This is a genomic window from Ramlibacter sp., assembly GCF_035655895.1.
Taxonomy (GTDB): domain Bacteria; phylum Pseudomonadota; class Gammaproteobacteria; order Burkholderiales; family Burkholderiaceae_C; genus Ramlibacter.
In genome coordinates, this window is record NZ_DASRTN010000006.1 from 226,676 (window position 1) to 245,505 (window position 18,830).

The window sequence follows — 18,830 nt, forward strand, 5'->3', positions numbered from 1 at the left end:
CATGGACGAGGATGTCGCCCTGGTCGAGCAGTACCTGGAGCACGTCCGCACCGGCAAGCGGCTTGCCCAGCGCACGGTCGAACTCTATGCGCTGGACCTGCAGAAGCTGCAGGAGAACGCCCGTGCCGCCGGCGTCGCGCTGACCCGCGTGCAGACCGCGCATGTGCGGCGCTGGGTCGCCCAGATGCACGGGGCCGGCCGCAGCGGGCGCGGCATCGCCCTCATCCTGTCGGGCTGGCGCGGCTTCTATGCCTGGCTCGGCCTGCAGGACAAGGTGCCCAGCAATCCCGTGCAGGACGTGCGGGCACCGCGGTCGCCGCGGCCGCTGCCCAAGGCACTGGGCGTGGACGACGCGATGCAGTTGGCCGACCACGAGGATGCGGGCGCCGATCCGCTGCTCGAAGCGCGCGACGTCGCCATCGTGGAGCTGCTGTACGGCTGCGGGCTGCGGGTCGGCGAACTGGTCGGCCTGGATGCCGTGGCCAGCAAGTCCGCGCGGGGGTGGGTCGACCTGGAGGCCGGTGAGGCCCACGTGCTGGGCAAGGGCAGCAAGCGCCGGGCCGTGCCGGTCGGCACCCAGGCCGCGCAAGCCCTGCGGCACTGGCTGGCACTGCGGCCGCAACTGGCCGGTGACGCCCCCGCGCTGTTCGTCGGCCGCACCGGCAGGCGGCTGTCGTCCCAGTCGGTCTGGCTGCGCCTGCGCCAGCGCAGCCTCGGTGCCGGCCTGGCCACGCCCGTGCATCCCCACATGCTGCGCCATTCGTTTGCCAGCCACGTGCTGCAATCCAGCGGCGACCTGCGCGCGGTGCAGGAGTTGCTGGGCCACGCCAACATCGCGACCACGCAGGTCTACACCCGGCTGGACTTCCAGCACCTGGCGAAGGCGTACGACGCCGCGCATCCGCGGGCGCATCGCAAGCGCTGAGCGGGCTGCGGGCCTGGCAGGATCGGCCGCCCGGTGGTCGCCTGGTAGGCGCGCCGGGTCGCTGTCGCGCGCGTCACCCGTCAAGGGCGCATGCCGGCGGCGGCTGGCGGGGCGGTCCCGGGTGCGGTGGCCCGCCGCGCGTTCACTTGAGCGTGAAGACCGCGCGCTTGCTGTCGGGCGGGATCGATGCCAGCAGGCCTTCCAGCTTCTCCAGCACTTCCTCGGCCGCGCCCGGGCCGGGCACGAGCGTCTGGGCGACGCGCACCTGCGCCACCCATTCCAGCGGCTTGCCGTCGAACGGCATCAGGCAGCGGGCCACCACCTTGGCCCCGGCGGCCGCGGCGTCGTCGGGCGTGACGGGGCCCTCGATCAGGATGCCGAAGCGGTGGTCGGACAGCCGTGCCACGCTGTCGATGTCGCGCGCCGACGAGAGCAGGCGGCCGGCCACCTGCAGCGGCATCTCCTCGGCGGAGCGGCGGTCGAAGTTGCGCTCGATCTGCCCGATGTTGGCGATGTCCAGCAGCAGCACCACGCTCTGGTGGTGCAACCGCTTGCTGCGCGCGATCAGCCGGCGCAGGCGCTCGAGGAACACGTCGCCGTTGATCAGGCCCGTGGCCGGGTCGATCCGGCCCAGGCCGTGGATGCGGCGGATGTTCTCGCGCCGGTCCTGGCTGCGGGCGAACAGCACCGTGAGCATGACGGGCAGCGCGATCGCGATCCCCAGCTGGGCCCCGTGGGTCGTCCAGAAGCCCACCGGCAACAGGCCGGCGGCGCGGGACAGCGGGAACGCGGAGCCCACCGCGAGCGGCACCATGCCGGCCATCAGCCAGCCGGCGTAGCGGTCGCCCCGCGTGGCGGCCCAGGCCACCACGCCCATCGCGCAGGCAATGCCCAGGAGCATGGTGGGCACCATCAGGCGCACCCGCCAGGCGGTGTCGACCAGCAGGATGGTGGCGGCGCACAGCAGGCAGATCAGCGAGAGGATGGACAGCAGCCGGTGCAGGCGCATCAGGCGCTGCGGCAGGGACACCACGGCCGACAGAAGCCAGAGCAGCACGCCCAGCGACGTGACGGGCAGCACCAGGGTGGCGGCATCGTTCCACCAGGCCCACTCGGGCCAGAGGTGCAGGCCGGCCACGCCGGTGACCGACGCCTGCGCCAGGCCCATGAGCGTGACGGTCAGGCCATACCAGAGGAAGGCCGTGTCGCGCGTGGACATGGCCGCGACCAGTGCCAGCATGACCGACAGGCCGGCCAGGCCGAAGTAGATGCCCAGGATCAGCGCGGTGCGCTGTTCCTGGCGCAGCAGTTCGCGTTCGCTGATGAACACGAACGGCGCGCCGAAGGTGTGCGGGTTCTCGATGCGGACGTAGAACTGCTGGGCGGCGCCGGGGGTCAGGGCCAGCGGCAGGACGGGATGGCGGTGCGGGACGGGCCAGCTGGCCACCGGGATCTGGTCGCCCGCGCTGCGCGGCACCCAGCGGCCGGCCTTGTCCTGCGCATAGAGCGTGACCCGGTCCACCCCGGAATACGGCACCTCCAGGTACCAGCGCTGGCTGTCGTCGGGCTCGGCGAGCTGGAAGCGCACCCACAGTGCCGTGCCGCCCCGGACCCGGTAGATGCGGTCGGTGCGGGTCTGGCGCCACTCCGTCTCGGACACCTGGGTCGTGGTGTCGACCGTGACCTGGCCGCTGCGGTCGTACCAGTACTCGCCCCGGTCGGCGAGCCCGACCTGGCCGGTGGCGGGGTCGAGCGTCAGCGGTTGCGCCGCCGCAACGGCCACGGTCGACAGCATCCAGGTCGCCAAGGCGACCAGGAGCCGGCAGGCAGCCGCCTGCCACAGGCTAGTCCTCGTTATCCCCACTCGTCCCCCGCACTTTGGTCGACCATTGTCGGGTCGGCCGTCCCCGGCCCCGGGCTTTCCGACTCCGCTGGTCGGATGCCACGGTTGCGCTGGACTTTGGCGCCGAGCTGTGGCTGAGCTTGGTTGCACAAGCGTCGGTCACGGATCGGTGCATGCTCGAAGGGGGAGGGCGTCGGCTTGGGAGAGCACCGGCGGGGCTGGCAGGCTGGCAGGCGGGCAGGCGGGCAGGCGGGCAGGCGGGCAGGCGGGGAGGTGGGAGACGGGGCGCGGAGGGTGAGGAAAGAGGGCCGGCCCTGGCGTGGCATGGCGGGTCCGGCCATTCCATCCGGCCCGCAGGACAATCGGGGGATGAAAACCATCCGTCTGCGACCCGGCAAGGAACGGTCGCTGCAACGCCGCCACCCCTGGATCTTCGACTCGGCCATCGCCAAGGGCGGCGGCGACCCGGGGGAGACGGTGCGGGTGGAGTCGCACGACGGCAACTTCCTCGCCTGGGCCGCGTTCAGCCCGGCCTCGCGCATCCGGGCGCGCTGCTGGAGCTTCGAGCCGGCGCAGCGGATCGACGCGTCGTTCTTCGAGGCCGCCGTTGCCGCGGCGGTCCGGGCGCGCGAGCGGTTCGCCATCGACAGCGACGGCGTGCGCCTGGTGCACGGCGAGTCGGACGGACTGCCGGGCCTGATCGTCGACCGGTATGGCGACACCCTGGTGGCCCAGTTCCTGTCCGCCGGCGCGGAACGCTGGAAGCCGGTGCTGGCCGACGCCCTGCTCAAGGCGACCGGCCTGGCCCGCCTGCATGAACGCTCCGACACCAGTTCGCGCGCGCTGGAAGGGCTCGAGCCGCAGGTCGGCTGGCTGCGCGGCGACGGACCGACCGCGCTGGAGATCCGGGAGCACGGCTGGCGGCTGACCCTGGACGTGGCCACCGGCCACAAGACCGGCTTCTACCTGGACCAGCGCGACAGCCGCCGGATCTTCAGCGAGCACGCGGCACGGCTGGGCTTCCAGCGCGTGCTCAACTGCTACTGCTACACGGGCGGCTTCACCGTGGCCGCACTGGCTGGCGGCGCGGCCCACGTGACCTCGATCGACTCGTCCGGGCCAGCCCTGGAGCGGGCCCGGGCGCACGTGGCCCTGAACGGATTCGAGGCGGGCCGTGCGGAATTCCTGGACGCCGACGTCAACGCCAGCCTGCGCCGCTTCATCGACGAAGGCCGGCGCTTCGATGCCATCGTGCTCGACCCGCCCAAGTTGGCGCCCACGGCGGCCCATGCCGAGCGGGCCGCCCGGGCCTACAAGGACATCAACCGTCTCGCCTTCAAGCTGCTGGAGCCGGGCGGAATGCTGTTCACCTACTCCTGCTCGGGCGGAATCAGCGCCGACCTGTTCCACAAGATCGTGGCGTCAGCCGCCATCGACGCCGGGGTTGATGGGTATGTCACGGCCCGGCTGGCCGGCGCGCCCGACCACCCGATGACCCTGGTCTTCCCGGAAGGCGAGTACCTCAAGGGTCTGGCCGTCATGCGGCGCTGACGGCCGTTGGTGCGGGTTCCGGGGCGGCGTGCACCGGCCGGAGCGGCTGCCGGCCGCGCGACCGGCCCGTTCCGCGGCGGGGACGACGGTTGTCCGCTACACTGCCGCCCCCTTTGCCGCTCCGCCACTTGCCATGAGCCTCATCCCCGCCACCATCCTGACCGGCTTCCTCGGCTCGGGGAAGACCACCCTGCTCAAGCGCGTGCTCGGCGAGGCGCACGGCCAGAAGATCGCCGTGATCGAGAACGAGTTCGGCGAGGAGAACATCGACAGCGACATCCTGGTCACCGAGACCAAGGAGCAGATCATCCAGATGAGCAACGGCTGCATCTGCTGCACCATCCGCGAGGACCTGCGCTCCACGCTGCAACTGCTCGCCGCCAAGAAGCGCAAGGGCCTGCTGGACTTCGAGCGCGTGGTGATCGAGACCACGGGCCTGGCCGACCCGGGCCCGGTGGCGCAGACGTTCTTCATGGACGACGAGATCGCCGAGACCTACCTGCTCGACTCGATCCTGACGCTGGTGGACGCCAAGCACGCCGCCCAGCAGCTCAACGATCGCCAGGAGGCGCGGCGCCAGGTGGGCTTTGCCGACCAGCTCTTCATCAGCAAGACCGACCTGGTCGGCCGCGAGGAGACCGAGGCGCTGATGCACCGGCTCAAGCACATGAACCCGCGCGCTCCGCAGAAGGCGGTGCACTTTGGCGAGGTGGCCCTGAAGGAGGTGTTCGACCTGCGCGGCTTCAATCTGAACGCGAAGCTGGACATCGACCCGGACTTCCTGCGGGAGGACGACCACGGACACGCCCACGACCACCATGACCATGAGCACGGGGAGCACTGCGACCATCCGTCCCATGGGCACGGCGGGCACGGGCACCACCACCACACCGACGACGACGTCAAGAGCTTCGTCTTCAAGGCCGACCGCCCGTTCGACCCGGCCCGCCTGGAAGATTTCCTGGGTGCCGTGGTGAACATCTACGGCCCGCGCATGCTGCGCTACAAGGGCGTGCTGAACATGAAGGGGACCGAGCGCAAGGTGATCTTCCAGGGCGTCCACCAGTTGATGGGCAGCGACCTGGGCCCGGCCTGGGGCGAGGGCGAGACGCGCACCAGCAAGATGGTGTTCATCGGCATCGACCTGCCCCGGGACATCTTCCTGCAGGGGCTGGAGCAATGTCTGGTCTGACGGACCGCCGGCGCGGACGCCGTGCCGCGGGGTGCTCCCCCGGCCCGATCGCCCGGCGCGACTGTCGCGCTTTTGCAAATGCTGGGGTTTCCCCTCGCAGGCCGCGTGGCTGTGGGCCTCGCCACCGTGGCGTGGTTCCGGCAAAACCCCGATCCGGCGGCTGGCATGCCCGACAATCAGGGTATAACTCGCACCGATGATGGCCACCCCCAAGAAACGACGCTCGCCGGGAGTTCGCACTCCCGCGTGGGCGCTGCGAGGAGACCGGACGTGAAGCCCCAACCCAAGGCCCCCGCCAAGGCGATCAAGGCAGCCCCCAAGGCGAAAGCCGCTGCCAAGCCCGCATCCAAGACGGTGAAGCCGGCCCCCAAGCCGGTGGCCAAGAAGGTGGCGGCGACCAAGCCCGTGGCCAAGAAGACCCCTGTAGCGGCCAAGACGGTCAAGCCGTCGGCCAAAGCACCGACCAAGAAGGCGGAGCCGACCAAGGCGGCCGCGAAGAAGACCACCGCGGCGCCCGCGCCGCAAACGAAAGCTCCCATCAAGACTCCGACCACCGCCGCGAAGACGCCGGTCGCCACCGCGCGCCCTGCGCCTGCCAAGGCGAGTGCCCGACCAACCCCCGTAGCTGCCTCGCCTGCGCCCGCGTCGGCCATGCCGCCGCGGCCTTCGCCCGCCGAAGTGCTGGCGAACCCGCAGCGTGCGACCCGGCCGTCGGCCCGGCTGGCCCAGATCACCGTGCCCTCGATGGCGCAGTCGGTCGCCTCCACCGCGCCCAAGGCCAGCTACACCCAGACCCCCGCCCCATCCGTGCTGACTCCCCCGCCCCTCGTCAACATCAAGAAAGACCCGAAGCTGGCCAACAACTGGAAGACCAAGGCGGTGGACGAACTGTCCGACGCCGAGGTGCTCGCCATGCCGGACTCGGAGTACATGAACGACAAGCAGATGGCGTTCTTCCGGCGCAAGCTGGTGCAGTTGAAGCAGGACATCCTGAACAACGCCGGCGAGACCACCGAGCACCTGCGCGAGGACACGGTCATCGTGCCCGATCCGGCCGACCGCGCCACCATCGAGGAAGAGCACGCGCTGGAGCTGCGCACCCGCGACCGCGAGCGCAAGCTGCTCAAGAAGATCGAGCAGTCGATCGCGCGCATCGACGCCGGCGACTACGGCTACTGCGACGAGACCGGCGAGCCGATCGGCGTCGGCCGCTTGCTGGCGCGACCGACCGCCACGCTGTCGCTCGAGGCGCAGCAGCGCCGCGAGCTCAAGCAGAAGATGTTCGGCGACTGACGTCGCCCCGGCAACCCCCAAGCAGGACCACGCCCGCTCATGGCGACCAAGGACGAGAACGGCGGACTCTTCTCCAAGGTGGTGAAGTTCGTCCGCAACCCCACCACGGGTTGGTCGGACCTCGACCAGGACAGCGCCAGCGAAAGCTCGTACTCCAAGCAGATGCTCAAGGAGATGATCGAGCGCAAGCGGCGCAACGACTTCGTGCGCAAGCGCGAATTCGACATGCTGCGCAAGATGCGCCGCAGCGAGGTCATGGCGGGCCAGGATGCCGGCGCGCGTCCCTCGTTCTTCCAGAGCTCGCTGCCGTCGCGCCCTGACGACCGCGCCAGCACGCTCAAGAAGATCGACGAGATCGAGGCGCAGATGTCCATGCAGTGGTGGAAGACCAAGCATGGCGATGCCTCCGCCCGCAGCGCCGCTGGCAGCAGCACGAATTTTCCGATGTCGGCCCACATGCCGCCGGAGTCGCTGCCGCGTCCCAATCCGTCGGCCCCCGGCGCGGGTGCAAATGCCTACACCAGGACCGCCCCGCAGCCGCTGATGCCGCAGGACGCGGGCCCCACCGGCCGCGACTCGCTGCCGATGATCGACTTCACCGATTCCGACGTGACGGCCCCGGCGCCGCCGCCGTTCTCGGTGGCAGCGCCGGCTCCGACGCCTGCACCTCGCCGGCCCGACCCGGCGGCCACGGCACGCGTCGCGGCGCCAGCGCCGGCGGCTGCGCGGCCGCCCGCCGCCGCGGCGACTCCCGTCACGCCGGCAGCCGTGATCCCGCCGGCGGCCGCCGCGCGCCAGGGCCCGGAATCCACCACGCCCAGCGGCGGGTTCACTGCCTCGCGCGCGCTTGCGATCGATGTCGACGATGCGTTCGCGCACGACCCGGAACTCGAGGAAGCCGCCATCCGCTTCGCCAACGGCGACGATGCCGGTGCCGAAGTCGGTCTGATGGAAGTGCTGGGTGCCGGTGGCACCCGCATCGACCACGACGAGACCTGGCTCACGCTGTTCGACCTGTACCGGGCGACCGGCCAGCAGGAACGCTTCGAAACCGCCGCGATCGAGTTCGCCGGCCGGTTCGGCCGCTCCGCCCCGCAGTGGATCTCGCTGCCCGAGGCGGTGGGGCGCATGGGCGCCACCAAGAGCGGCGCCCCGGCTGCCGGCGGCTCTGGTGCCATCGCCGACTGGAACTGCCCTTCCAGTGTCGGCACCCAGACCCTGGCGGCGCTGAATGCCGCGCTGGGCCGGGCGCAGCAGCCCTGGCGGCTGTCCTGGGTCAAGCTGTCCAGCATCGACGAGCCCGCGCTGGAGGGCCTGGCCCGGCTGTTCGGCCAGTGGGCCTCGCAGCCGGCCCAGCTGCGCTTCATCGGCGCCGACCGGCTCGAGAGCGTTCTCCGCAACGCCACGCCGTCCGGTGACAAGTCGGTCAATCCGGCGTGGTGGAAGCTGCGCATGGAAGTGCTGCGCGTGATGCATCGGCCCGACGAGTTCGAACTCGTTGCCCTCGACTACTGCGTCACGTACGAGGTCTCTCCGCCTTCCTGGGAAAGCGCGCGCTGCGACTACAAGCCGCTGCAGGCCGACGGCAGCGCGGTTGCCAACCCCACGCTGATCGGCGAGGCATTCCACGACTCGGTGCACTCCGGCCTGACCACCGGCTACGGCGACACGCAATCTCCCGGCGGCAACAGCTCGCAGCTGATGCACGTGGCGACGGTCGAGCTGGCTGGGCAGATCCTGGGTGATGCGAGCGACGCGATCGACCTGCTCGACGGCAAGCTCTCGGGCGCCGACCTGATGGTGATCTCCTGCGCCAGGCTGATCCGGATCGACTTCACGGCGGCCGGCAACCTGCTGAACTGGGCGAGCGCCCGGCAGAGCGAGGGTCGCCAGGTGCAGTTCGTGGATGTCAACCGGCTGGTGGCAGCGTTCTTCAACGTCATCGGTATCGCCGAACACGCCCGCGTCGTCGCCCGCCGCGACTGATCGCAACCGGCCGCAACGCGGCTTGCAATGACTCCACGCGGCCCCAAGTGCCGCCGATGGAGCAATTTCACGGAACGACCATCGTCAGCGTGCGGCGCAAGACGCCGGACGGGCGCTGGCAGGTGGCCATCGGCGGCGACGGCCAGGTCACCCTCGGGAACGTCGTCGTCAAGGGCTCGGCCCGCAAGGTGCGCAAGCTCTACCACGACAAGGTCGTGGCGGGCTTCGCAGGCGCCACCGCCGACGCTTTCACCCTCTTCGAGCGCTTCGAGGCCAAGCTGGAGAAGCACCAGGGCCACCTGGTGCGCGCGGCCATCGAGCTGACCAAGGACTGGCGCACCGACCGCGTGCTGCGCCGGCTGGAAGCCATGCTCGCGGTGGCGGACCGGGAGGCGTCGCTGATCATCACCGGCAACGGCGACGTGCTCGAACCCGAGCACGGGATCATCGCGATCGGCTCGGGCGGCTCCTATGCGCAGGCGGCGGCCCGCGCCCTGCTGGAGAACACCGACCTGCCGGCGCGCGACCTGGTCAAGAAGTCGCTCGAGATCGCCGGCGAACTGTGCATCTACACCAACATGAACCACACCATCGAGGTCTTGGAGTAGCCGGTCGCCATGGGCCGCGCATCCGGTGCTTCGGACGCGCGACCCGCTTGTTCAACCTGTCCAGGGGGAACGTGTTGCGTCGAAGTTGCCCGCGCCCGGTGACGGTGCTTCGACCGTGCCGGCTGCGCCGCTGCAGCGTCCCCCGTCCAACGCCCAAAGCCCAATCCCCATGTCCATGACTCCCCAGGAAATCGTCTCCGAGCTCGACCGGCACATCGTCGGCCAGGCACAGGCCAAGCGGGCCGTCGCCATCGCGCTGCGCAACCGCTGGCGTCGCCAGCAGGTCGACGAGAAGCTGCGGCCGGAGATCACGCCCAAGAACATCCTCATGATCGGCCCGACCGGCGTCGGCAAGACCGAGATCGCGCGCCGCCTGGCCAAGCTGGCCGACGCGCCCTTCATCAAGGTCGAGGCGACCAAGTTCACCGAAGTCGGCTACGTCGGCAAGGACGTCGACGCGATCATCCGCGACCTCGCCGAGATCGCCGTCAAGCAGACGCGCGTGGCCGAGATGTGCAAGGTGCGCACGCGTGCCGAGGATGCCGCCGAGGAGCGGGTGCTCGAGGTGCTGATGCCCGGCGTGGGCGGCGACAGCCCCGCGCGTCAGGGCTTCCGCAAGAAGCTGCGCGAGGGCCAGCTGGACGACAAGGAAATCGAGATCGACCTGGCCGAGCCGCGCCAGCAGCTGGAGATCATGGGTCCGGCCGGCATGGAGGACATGACCGAGCAGCTGCGCGGCATGTTCAGCCAGTTCGGCAACCAGCGGCGCAAGACGCGCAAGCTGCGCATCGCCGAGGCGATGAAGCTGCTGGTCGACGAGGAAGCGGCCAAGCTGGTCAACGAGGACGAGATCCGGGCCCAGGCGATCCACAACGCCGAGCAGAACGGGATCGTCTTCATCGACGAGATCGACAAGGTCGCGTCCCGCAGCGAAGCGTCCGGCGCCGACGTGTCCCGGCAGGGTGTGCAGCGCGACCTGCTGCCGCTGGTGGAGGGCACCACGGTGTCGACCAAGTACGGGCCGGTGCGCACCGATCACATCCTGTTCATCGCGAGCGGCGCGTTCCACCTCGCCAAGCCGAGCGACCTGATTCCCGAGCTGCAGGGCCGCCTGCCGATCCGCGTCGAGCTGCAATCGCTCTCGGTCCAGGACTTCGAGGCCATCCTCACCAGCACCCATGCCTCGCTGGTCAAGCAGTACGAGGCGCTGCTGGGCACGGAAGGCGTGCGGCTGGCGTTCACGCCGGAGGGCATCACGCGGCTGGCGGCGATCGCCTACGAGGTGAACGAACGCACCGAGAACATCGGCGCGCGGCGGCTGTCGACCGTGATGGAGCGCCTGCTCGACGAGGTGAGCTTCGAGGCGGCCCGCCTGGAAGGACAGACCGTCACCATCGATGCCGCCTACGTGGATGACCGGCTGGCCGAGTTGAGCCGCAACGAAGACTTGTCGCGCTACATCCTCTAACAGTCCGGTCGGGCTTCAAGTTCAACTTGCAGAGCACGCGCTAAGTGCTTCATTTAGAACGCTTTTGCCTGCTGTCCAGCTCGCAAAAGTCGTTCTAAGTTGTTGATTTCATTGCAAATTTGCCGCAAGCGTGTGCTTGCACAGCTGAGGTTTCCTGCTACAGTGGAGAAAAGTGCAATTAAGTGGTGAAAAGTGCCTTCGCACTCCACCTGCACCTCCACGCACAGCAGGCCACAGCGGTGTTCCAGGGCGCCTCGTCCGTCAGTCTCGATGCCAAGGGTCGGCTTTCTGTGCCGACCCGGCATCGTGACGTCCTGGCGGCGACGGCAGGCAACCAGCTGACCATCACCAGGCACCCGCACGGCTGCCTGATGATCTTCCCGCGGCCCGAGTGGGAGAAATTTCGCGACCGTATCGCGGCGTTACCGATGTCCGCGCAGTGGTGGAAGAGAATCTTCATGGGCAACGCGATGGACGTGGAGCTCGACTCCACCGGCCGCGTGCTCGTCTCCCCCGAACTGCGCGCCGCCGCCGGCATCGAGCGCGACACCATGCTGCTGGGCATGGGCAACCACTTCGAACTCTGGGACAAGGCAACGTACGAGGCCAAGGAAGCCGAGGCGATGCAAGGCCAGATGCCCGACGTGTTCAAGGACTTCTCTTTCTGAGCGCAGACGGTGGACACCAGATGGCAACACACCACCGTCTTGTTGAAGGAAGCAGTCGACGCTCTTCTCACCAAGCCGGATGCAACCTACGTCGATGCGACCTTCGGCCGCGGCGGGCACTCGCGCCTGCTGCTGTCGCGACTGTCGCCGCAGGGGCGGCTGGTGGCGTTCGACAAGGATCCCGAGGCGATCGCCGCTGCGGCTGCCATCCCGGACCCGCGCTTCTCGATCCGGCACGAGGGCTTCCGCTCGCTCGGCGAACTCGCGCCGGGCAGCGTCGCGGGCGTGCTGATGGACCTGGGCGTGAGCTCGCCCCAGATCGACAACCCCGCGCGGGGCTTTTCGTTCCGGTCCGACGGGCCGCTCGACATGCGCATGGACACCACGCGCGGGGAGAGCGTGGCCGACTGGCTGGCCACGGCCGAACAGGGCCAGATCGCGGAGGTGATACGTGACTACGGCGAAGAACGGTTTGCTGTTCAGATTGCAAAGGCGGTTGTTGCTCGCCGACAGGAACGGGGCCCTCTTGCAACCACCGCCGAGCTGGCCCAGCTCGTGGCTGGCACGGTCAAAACCCGCGAGCCGGGCCAGGACCCTGCAACGCGCACATTTCAGGCTCTTCGGATTTTCATCAACGCCGAGCTTGAAGAGCTGCAGGCGGCCCTAGGAGCCAGCCTGGACATCCTGCAACCCGGAGGTCGGCTCGTGGTGATCAGCTTCCATTCGCTGGAGGACCGCATCGTCAAGCAGTTCATCGCGCAGCACTCGCGCGAGGTGTTCGACCGCCGCGCGCCGTTTGCCGCTCCCAAGCCGATGAAGCTGCGCGCGCTCGACCGCATCAAGCCGTCGGCGGACGAGGTGGCGGCCAATCCGCGTTCGCGCAGCGCCATCATGCGCGTGGCCGAGAGGACCGACGCATGACGCGGCTCAACCTCGTGCTGCTCGTGGCGCTGGTCCTCAGCGCGATGCTGACCGTGCAGGTGCAGTACGAATCGCGCCGCCTGTACGCCGAGATCGAGAAGGCCGCGGCCGAGGCGCGGCGCCTGGAGACCGAACACGAGCGCCTGCAGGTCGAGCGGCGCGCCCAGGCCACGCCGCTGCGCGTCGAGCGGCTCGCCAAGGACCAGTTGCACATGCGGCCCGCGTCGCCGGCGATCACCCAGTACGTGACGCTGCCGCCCGCTTCGGCGCAAGACAGCGTGGCTGCCGCGGCGGCTGCGGGCGGCGCGGCACACCCTGCCAGCGACGCCGTGCGCCCGGTGGCCAGTGCGAGGACACCATGACCCGCAGCGTCCTCTACACCTCCAGCCCGCTGCTGGCCAGCAAGACGCCGGTCTGGCGCAGCAAGTTCATCGTCGCGGGGCTGGCGCTCGGTTTCGCGGGGCTGGCCGGGCGCGCCGCCTGGGTGCAGGTGTTCGGCAACGACTTCTTCCGCCACCAGGGCGAGGTGCGCTTCGTGCGCACGCTCGAACTGCCGGCCAACCGCGGCCGGATCCTCGACCGCAACGGGCTGCTGCTGGCCACCAGCGTGCCGACGCCCAGCATCTGGGCGATCCCCGAGGACGTGGAACGCGATCCGGCCAAGCTCGCGCAACTGGCCAGGCTGCTGCAGATCAGCGTGGCGGAGCTGAACGCCAAGCTGGCCGACGAGGACAAGACCTTCGTCTGGCTCAAGCGCCAGGTGGACGAGCCGGTCGCGCGCCAGATCGCCGCGCTCGGCATCAAGGGCATCTACCAGCGCAAGGAATACAAGCGCCAGTACCCCGAGGGCGAAGCCGCCGCCCACGTGGTCGGCTTCACCAACGTCGAGGACAACGGCCAGGAAGGCATGGAGCTGGCCTTCAACCGCGACCTGGCGGGCCGGGCCGGCTCGCGCCGCGTGATCAAGGACCGCCTGGGCCGCATCGTCGAGGACATCGGCGAGCAGGTGCCGCCGATCGACGGCCGCGACCTGCAGCTGTCGATCGACAGCAAGGTGCAGTTCTTCGCCTACCAGAAGCTGCGTGACTCGGTGCTGGCCAACAAGGCCAAGGCCGGCAGCGTGGTGGTGCTGGACGCGCACACCGGCGAAGTGCTCGCCCTGGCCAACTACCCCAGCTACGTGCCGAATCAACGGCACAACCTCAGCGGCGAGCAGCTGCGCAACCGCGCGCTCACCGACGTCTTCGAACCGGGCTCGACCATGAAGCCGTTCACCATCGGCCTGGCCCTGGAGCACGGCATGGTGACGCCGCAGACGCCGATCCAGACCGCCCCCGGCTACGTGGTGATCGGCGGCGCGCGCATCACCGACTCGCATGCGCACGGCGTGCTCACGGTGCAGCAGGTGATCCAGAAGTCCAGCAACATCGGCACCCTGAAGCTGGCGCTGCAGATGCAGCCCAAGGACATGTGGGAGCTGTTCACGGCGGCCGGCTTCGGCCAGAAGCCCCAGATCACGTTCCCCGGCGCCGTCAGCGGCCGCCTGCGTCCCTACAAGAGCTGGCGGCCGGTGGAGCAGGCCACGATGTCGTACGGCTACGGCCTGTCGGCCTCGCTGTTCCAGATGGCGCGCTCGTACACCGTGTTCGCCAACGACGGCCAGATCATCCCCGCGACGCTGCTGCGCACCGGGCAGGCGGCGCCGGGCGTGCAGGTGTTCTCGGCGAAGACGGCGGCGGAGGTCCGCGCGATGCTGCAGATGGCGGCGGGCCCGGGTGGCACCGCGCCGAAGGCGCAGACGCTGGGCTACTCGGTCGGCGGCAAGTCGGGCACCGCCCACAAGCAGGTGGGCAAGTCCTACGCCAGCAACAAGTACCGCTCGTGGTTCGTCGGCATGGCGCCGATCGACCAGCCGCGCATCATCGTGGGCGTGATGCTCGACGAACCGTCGGCGGGCAAGTACTTCGGCGGCGACGTCGCCGCCCCGGTCTTCAGCGACGTGGTGCAGCAGACCCTGCGCCGCATGGGCGTGCAGCCCGACATGAGCGTCAAGCCGCAGGTCGTGGTCGACGCCGTCGAGGAGTCCTTCTGATGCAGCAGCTGGACACCCCGCAGGACGCCGCCCGCTGGTTGCACGGCCGCGTGAGCGGTCAGCTGCATTGCGACAGCCGCCGCGTGCGCGCGGGCGACGGCTTCATCGCCTGGCCGGGCGCCGCCACCGATGGCCGCAGGCACGTGCCCTCGGCCATTGCGCAGGGCGCCACCGCATGCCTGGTCGAGCGCGAAGGCGTCGAAGCCTTCGGCCTGCCCGGTGACGAAGTCGCCAGCTATCCCCGGCTCAAGGCGGCCACGGGGCCCATCGCCGCGGAGTACTTCGGCCACCCCAGTGCGCAACTGCAGGTGCTCGCGGTCACGGGCACCAACGGCAAGACGTCCACCGCGTGGTGGCTGGCGCAGGCGCTGTCGCGCGTGCCTGGCAACCGGTGGCCGTGCGCGGTCATCGGCACCCTGGGCACCGGCCGGCCGCCGCAGGTCACGTTCAACGGGCTGACCACGCCCGACCCCGTGCTGCTGCAGGCCGAGTTCCGTCGCTTCGTCGACGAGGGCCTGCAGGCCTGCGCGATCGAGGCATCGTCGATCGGCCTGGCCGAGCGCCGCCTGGACGGCACGCGCATCGGCGTGGCGCTCTTCACGAACTTCACGCAGGACCACCTCGACTACCACGGCAGCATGGACGCGTACTGGGCGGCCAAGGCCGAGCTGTTCCGCTGGCCAGGCCTGCGGGCGGCGGTGGTGAACGTCGACGACGCCAAGGGTGTCGAGCTGGCGGGCTCGCTGCTGGACGCCGGCATCGATCTGTGGACGGTGTCGTGCGAACACACGGCCCGCCTGCAGGCGGTGGACGTGGGCTACGGCAGCGAAGGCCTGCGCTTTGCCGTGGTCGAGGGCGCGCAGCGCCACGCGCTCGACACCGGCCTGGTCGGCCAGTACAACGTGGCCAACCTGCTGGGCGTCCTGGCAGCCATGCGCGCGCTGGGCGTGCCGCTGGCGCAGGCCGTGCAGGCCTGCACCGGCCTGCTGCCGGTGCCCGGCCGCATGGAGCGCATCCAGCAGGCCGGCCAACCGCTGGTGGCGGTGGACTACGCGCACACGCCCGACGCGCTGGACAAGGCGCTGCAGGCGCTGCGGCCGCTGGCCAGCCAGCGTGGCGGCAGGCTGTGGTGTGTCTTCGGCTGCGGCGGTGACCGCGACGCGACCAAGCGGCCGCTGATGGCGGCCGTCGCCGAGAAGAACGCCGACCGCGTGGTCGTCACCAGCGACAACCCGCGCAGCGAGAAGCCCGAGGCCATCATCAGCCAGATCCTGCTGGGGCTGTCGCACCACGACTGCGTCGAGGTCCAGGCCGACCGGGCCCGGGCCATCGCCGCCACCGTGTCCGCCGCACGACCGCAGGACGTGATCCTGCTGGCCGGCAAGGGACATGAAACCTACCAGGAGATCGCGGGCGTGAAGCACCCGTTCGACGACCGGGAACATGCGCGCATCGCGCTGGAGGCCCGGCCATGAGCACCCCCGTGTCCATGCCCATGTGCACGCTGGCGCAGGCGGCCGCCTGGATCGGCGGCCGGTTGGTCGGCGACGGCTCCATCGCGCTGGCGCGGGTGCATTCCGACACCCGCACGCTGCAGCCGGGCGACCTGTTCGTCGCCATCCGCGGCGAGCGCTTCGACGCCAACGACTTCCTGCCCGACGCCCGGGCCAGGGGCGCGGTCGCCGCGGTCGCCCAGCCCGGACGGCTGCCGGCCGGCTTCGCCGGGATCGAGGTGGACGACAGCAAGGCCGCGCTCGGCACGCTCGCGCGCAAGTGGCGCGAGCAGTTCCAGCTGCCGCTGGTCGCCGTCACCGGGAGCAACGGCAAGACCACCGTCACGCAGATGGTCGCTTCGATCCTGCGCGCATGGCAGCCGCAGCACCATCTCGCGACCCAGGGCAACTTCAACAACGACATCGGGCTGCCGCTGACGCTCCTGCGCCTGCGCGCGGAACACCGGATCGCCGTGCTGGAGCTGGGCATGAACCATCCGGGCGAGATCGGCTACCTCGCGCAGATCGCGCAGCCGACCGTCGCGCTGGTGAACAACGCCCAGCGCGAGCACCAGGAATTCATGGCCACGGTGGAAGCCGTGGCCCGGGAGAACGGCGCCGTGTTCGGCGCGCTGCGCCGCAGCGGCACCGCCGTCTTCCCCGCGGGCGACCCCTTCACGCCGCTGTGGACGCAGCTGGCGGATGGCCGCCCCTGCCTCACGTTCGGCGACGCGGACAGCGGCGCCGACCTCGTTCTGGCCGGGTCTGAATGGCACCAGGGTCAGTGGGTCGTCCGGGCTTCGACCCCCGCCGGCCCGCTGGACTTCCGACTCCATATCGCCGGCCGCCACAACGTGCGCAACGCGCTGGCCGCGGCCGCCTGTGCGCTCGGTGCCGGCGTGCCGCTGGCCGCCATCTCGCAGGGGCTGGAGGCGTTCGAGCCGGTGAAGGGCCGCTCGCGTGCCTTCGACGTACGGCTGGACGGGCGGTCTCTCACGCTGGTGGACGACACCTACAACGCCAACCCGGATTCGGTGCGCGCCGCGATCGACGTGCTCGCCGAGCTGCCCGGCCCGCGGCTGCTGGTGCTGGGCGACATGGGCGAGGTGGGCGACCAGGGCCCGCAGTTCCACGCCGAGGTCGGCAACTACGCCCGCGAGCGCGCCATCGAGCGGCTGTTCACCCTGGGCGAGCAGTCGGTCGCCATGGGGGGCGAGCACTTCACGTCCATCGACGACCTCAACGCCGCCGTGCGGGCGCAGCTGCCGCACGCGGGCAGCGTCCTGGTCAAGGGGTCGCGCTTCATGAAGATGGAGCGGGTGGTGGAGGCGATCCAGCAACAACAACAACAACGAAAGGACGGCGGCGATGCTGCTTAGCCTGGCAACCTGGCTGCAGACCCTGAGCCCGGAATTCGGTTTCCTGCGCGTGGTCCAGTACCTCACGTTCCGCGCGGTGATGGCGGCCATGACGGCCCTGCTGATCGGCCTGCTGGCGGGCCCCTGGGTGATCCGCCGCCTGACCGAGCTGAAGATCGGCCAGCCGGTGCGCGGCTACGGCATGCAGAGCCACCTGTCCAAGAGCGGCACGCCGACCATGGGTGGCGCGCTGGTGCTGATGGCCATCGCGGTCTCCACGCTCATGTGGTTCGACCTGGCGAACCGGTTCGTGTGGATCGTGCTGGTGGTCACCATCGGCTTCGGGATGATCGGCTGGGCCGACGACTGGCGCAAGGTCGTGAACAAGGACCCCGAGGGCATGCGCTCGCGCGAGAAGTACTTCTGGCAGTCGGTCATCGGCCTGATCGCCGCGCTCTACCTGGTGTTCAGCATCTCGGAGAGCAACAACGTGCGGGTGGTGGAGCTGTTCTTCGAGTGGGTGCGCTCGGGCTTCGACGTGAACCTGCCCCCCAAGGCCGGCCTGCTGGTGCCCTTCTTCAAGGAAGTCAGCTATCCGCTGGGCGTGTTCGGCTTCGTGTTCCTGACCTACGTCGTGATCGTCGGCGCGAGCAACGCGGTGAACCTGACCGACGGCCTGGACGGCCTGGCCATCATGCCGGTGGTGATGGTCGGCTCGGCGCTCGGCGTGTTCGCGTACGTGACCGGCAGCGCCGTCTATTCCAAGTACCTGCTGTTCCCCTACATCCCGGGGTCGGGCGAGCTGCTGATCTTCTGCGCGGCCATGGCGGGGGCGGGGCTGGCCTTCCTCTGGTTCAATGCGCACCCGGCGCAGGTCTTCATGGGCGACGTCGGCGCGCTGGCCCTGGGCGGCGCGCTCGGCACCATCGCGGTCATCGTCCGCCAGGAGGTCGTGCTGGCCATCATGGGCGGCGTGTTCGTGGCCGAGGCCCTGTCCGTGATGATGCAGGTGACCTGGTTCAAGTACACCCGCAAGCGCTACGGCGAAGGCCGGCGCATCCTGAAGATGGCGCCGCTGCACCACCACTACGAGAAGAGCGGCTGGAAGGAAACGCAGGTCGTCGTGCGCTTCTGGATCATCACCATGCTGCTGTGCCTGGTGGGCCTGTCCACCCTGAAGCTGAGGTAGGCGTGACGCACGACGAGTCCCACGACGCCTCTCAGCTGCCGGCCCACGAGCCGGCGTCGCCGACGGTGCACGAGTCGCAGGGCACGCCCGTGCCCGTGCCGGACGTGCAGTCCGGCGTCCAGCAGTCGTCGCCGACGCCGGTGCCCGCGCCATCGCCGCTGCCCCTGCCGCAGACCCTGACGGCCGCTGCGGAAGCGCGCGCCTGGCGCGATTCGCTCGCGCTCGGCGAGCCGGCCGCCGAGA

15 protein-coding genes and 1 pseudogene are annotated in these 18,830 nt (G+C 69.9%); 14 read left to right on the forward strand and 2 right to left on the reverse strand.

Annotated elements, in window-relative coordinates:
• Window position 1 precedes the first annotated feature (1 nt).
• Complete coding sequence (locus VFE82_RS04255; RefSeq protein ID WP_324998999.1) at window positions 2-925, forward strand: tyrosine recombinase XerC; 924 nt, start codon at window positions 2-4, stop codon at window positions 923-925.
• A gap of 142 nt (window positions 926-1,067) precedes the next feature.
• On the opposite strand, the gene VFE82_RS20025 is transcribed toward VFE82_RS04255, so the two are convergent.
• Window positions 1,068-1,622 carry a diguanylate cyclase domain-containing protein gene (locus VFE82_RS20025; protein ID WP_414708742.1) on the reverse strand — a complete coding sequence of 185 codons (555 nt, stop codon included), beginning with the start codon at window positions 1,620-1,622 and terminating at the stop codon, window positions 1,068-1,070.
• Window positions 1,617-2,720: pseudogene (locus VFE82_RS20030) on the reverse strand (7TMR-DISM family protein); the annotation flags it as partial. The pseudogene VFE82_RS20030 and the gene VFE82_RS20025, both read right to left, overlap by 6 nt.
• Window positions 2,721-3,137: 417 nt before the next feature.
• Between VFE82_RS20030 and VFE82_RS04265 the strand changes: the two are divergent.
• The 13 genes from VFE82_RS04265 (at window position 3,138) to mraY (ending at window position 18,587) form a co-directional block, all read left to right on the forward strand.
• Window positions 3,138-4,319, forward strand: coding sequence for a class I SAM-dependent rRNA methyltransferase (locus tag VFE82_RS04265; RefSeq protein WP_324999001.1), 1,182 nt, complete (start codon window positions 3,138-3,140; stop codon window positions 4,317-4,319).
• A gap of 133 nt (window positions 4,320-4,452) precedes the next feature.
• Window positions 4,453-5,511: a GTP-binding protein gene (locus tag VFE82_RS04270; RefSeq protein WP_324999002.1), complete on the forward strand. Its 1,059-nt coding sequence runs from the start codon at window positions 4,453-4,455 to the stop codon at window positions 5,509-5,511.
• A 270-nt stretch (window positions 5,512-5,781) separates the two neighbouring features.
• Window positions 5,782-6,804, forward strand: a complete 1,023-nt coding sequence (gene dksA / locus VFE82_RS04275; protein ID WP_324999003.1) for an RNA polymerase-binding protein DksA — start codon at window positions 5,782-5,784, stop codon at window positions 6,802-6,804.
• Window positions 6,805-6,843: 39 nt separating this feature from the next.
• Window positions 6,844-8,790 (forward strand): STAS domain-containing protein, encoded by a 1,947-nt coding sequence (locus tag VFE82_RS04280; protein WP_324999004.1) that lies wholly within the window; start codon window positions 6,844-6,846, stop codon window positions 8,788-8,790.
• Window positions 8,791-8,846: 56 nt separating this feature from the next.
• On the forward strand, window positions 8,847-9,398 hold the full coding sequence (gene hslV, locus VFE82_RS04285) for an ATP-dependent protease subunit HslV (RefSeq protein ID WP_324999005.1): 552 nt from the start codon (window positions 8,847-8,849) through the stop codon (window positions 9,396-9,398).
• 169 nt (window positions 9,399-9,567) lie between these two features.
• On the forward strand, window positions 9,568-10,866 hold the full coding sequence (gene hslU / locus VFE82_RS04290; RefSeq protein WP_324999006.1) for an ATP-dependent protease ATPase subunit HslU: 1,299 nt from the start codon (window positions 9,568-9,570) through the stop codon (window positions 10,864-10,866).
• A 239-nt stretch (window positions 10,867-11,105) separates the two neighbouring features.
• Entirely contained in the window at window positions 11,106-11,534 is a 429-nt protein-coding gene (mraZ, locus tag VFE82_RS04295) for a division/cell wall cluster transcriptional repressor MraZ (RefSeq protein WP_324999901.1), read from the forward strand.
• 9 nt (window positions 11,535-11,543) lie between these two features.
• Window positions 11,544-12,455 carry a 16S rRNA (cytosine(1402)-N(4))-methyltransferase RsmH gene (gene rsmH / locus VFE82_RS04300; RefSeq protein WP_324999007.1) on the forward strand — a complete coding sequence of 304 codons (912 nt, stop codon included), beginning with the start codon at window positions 11,544-11,546 and terminating at the stop codon, window positions 12,453-12,455.
• Window positions 12,452-12,817: a cell division protein FtsL gene (gene ftsL / locus VFE82_RS04305; protein WP_324999008.1), complete on the forward strand. Its 366-nt coding sequence runs from the start codon at window positions 12,452-12,454 to the stop codon at window positions 12,815-12,817. Before rsmH ends, ftsL begins: the two co-directional genes overlap by 4 nt.
• On the forward strand, window positions 12,814-14,547 hold the full coding sequence (locus VFE82_RS04310) for a penicillin-binding protein 2 (RefSeq protein ID WP_324999009.1): 1,734 nt from the start codon (window positions 12,814-12,816) through the stop codon (window positions 14,545-14,547). The genes ftsL and VFE82_RS04310 overlap by 4 nt, the downstream gene beginning before the upstream one ends.
• A complete protein-coding gene (locus VFE82_RS04315) occupies window positions 14,547-16,022 on the forward strand; it encodes a UDP-N-acetylmuramoyl-L-alanyl-D-glutamate--2,6-diaminopimelate ligase (RefSeq protein ID WP_324999010.1) in 1,476 nt (491 codons plus the stop codon). Before VFE82_RS04310 ends, VFE82_RS04315 begins: the two co-directional genes overlap by 1 nt.
• Window positions 16,019-17,419, forward strand: a complete 1,401-nt coding sequence (locus tag VFE82_RS04320; RefSeq protein ID WP_324999011.1) for a UDP-N-acetylmuramoyl-tripeptide--D-alanyl-D-alanine ligase — start codon at window positions 16,019-16,021, stop codon at window positions 17,417-17,419. The genes VFE82_RS04315 and VFE82_RS04320 overlap by 4 nt, the downstream gene beginning before the upstream one ends.
• Window positions 17,409-18,587, forward strand: coding sequence for a phospho-N-acetylmuramoyl-pentapeptide-transferase (mraY, locus tag VFE82_RS04325; RefSeq protein WP_324999012.1), 1,179 nt, complete (start codon window positions 17,409-17,411; stop codon window positions 18,585-18,587). Before VFE82_RS04320 ends, mraY begins: the two co-directional genes overlap by 11 nt.
• The last annotated feature ends 243 nt before the right edge of the window (window positions 18,588-18,830 follow it).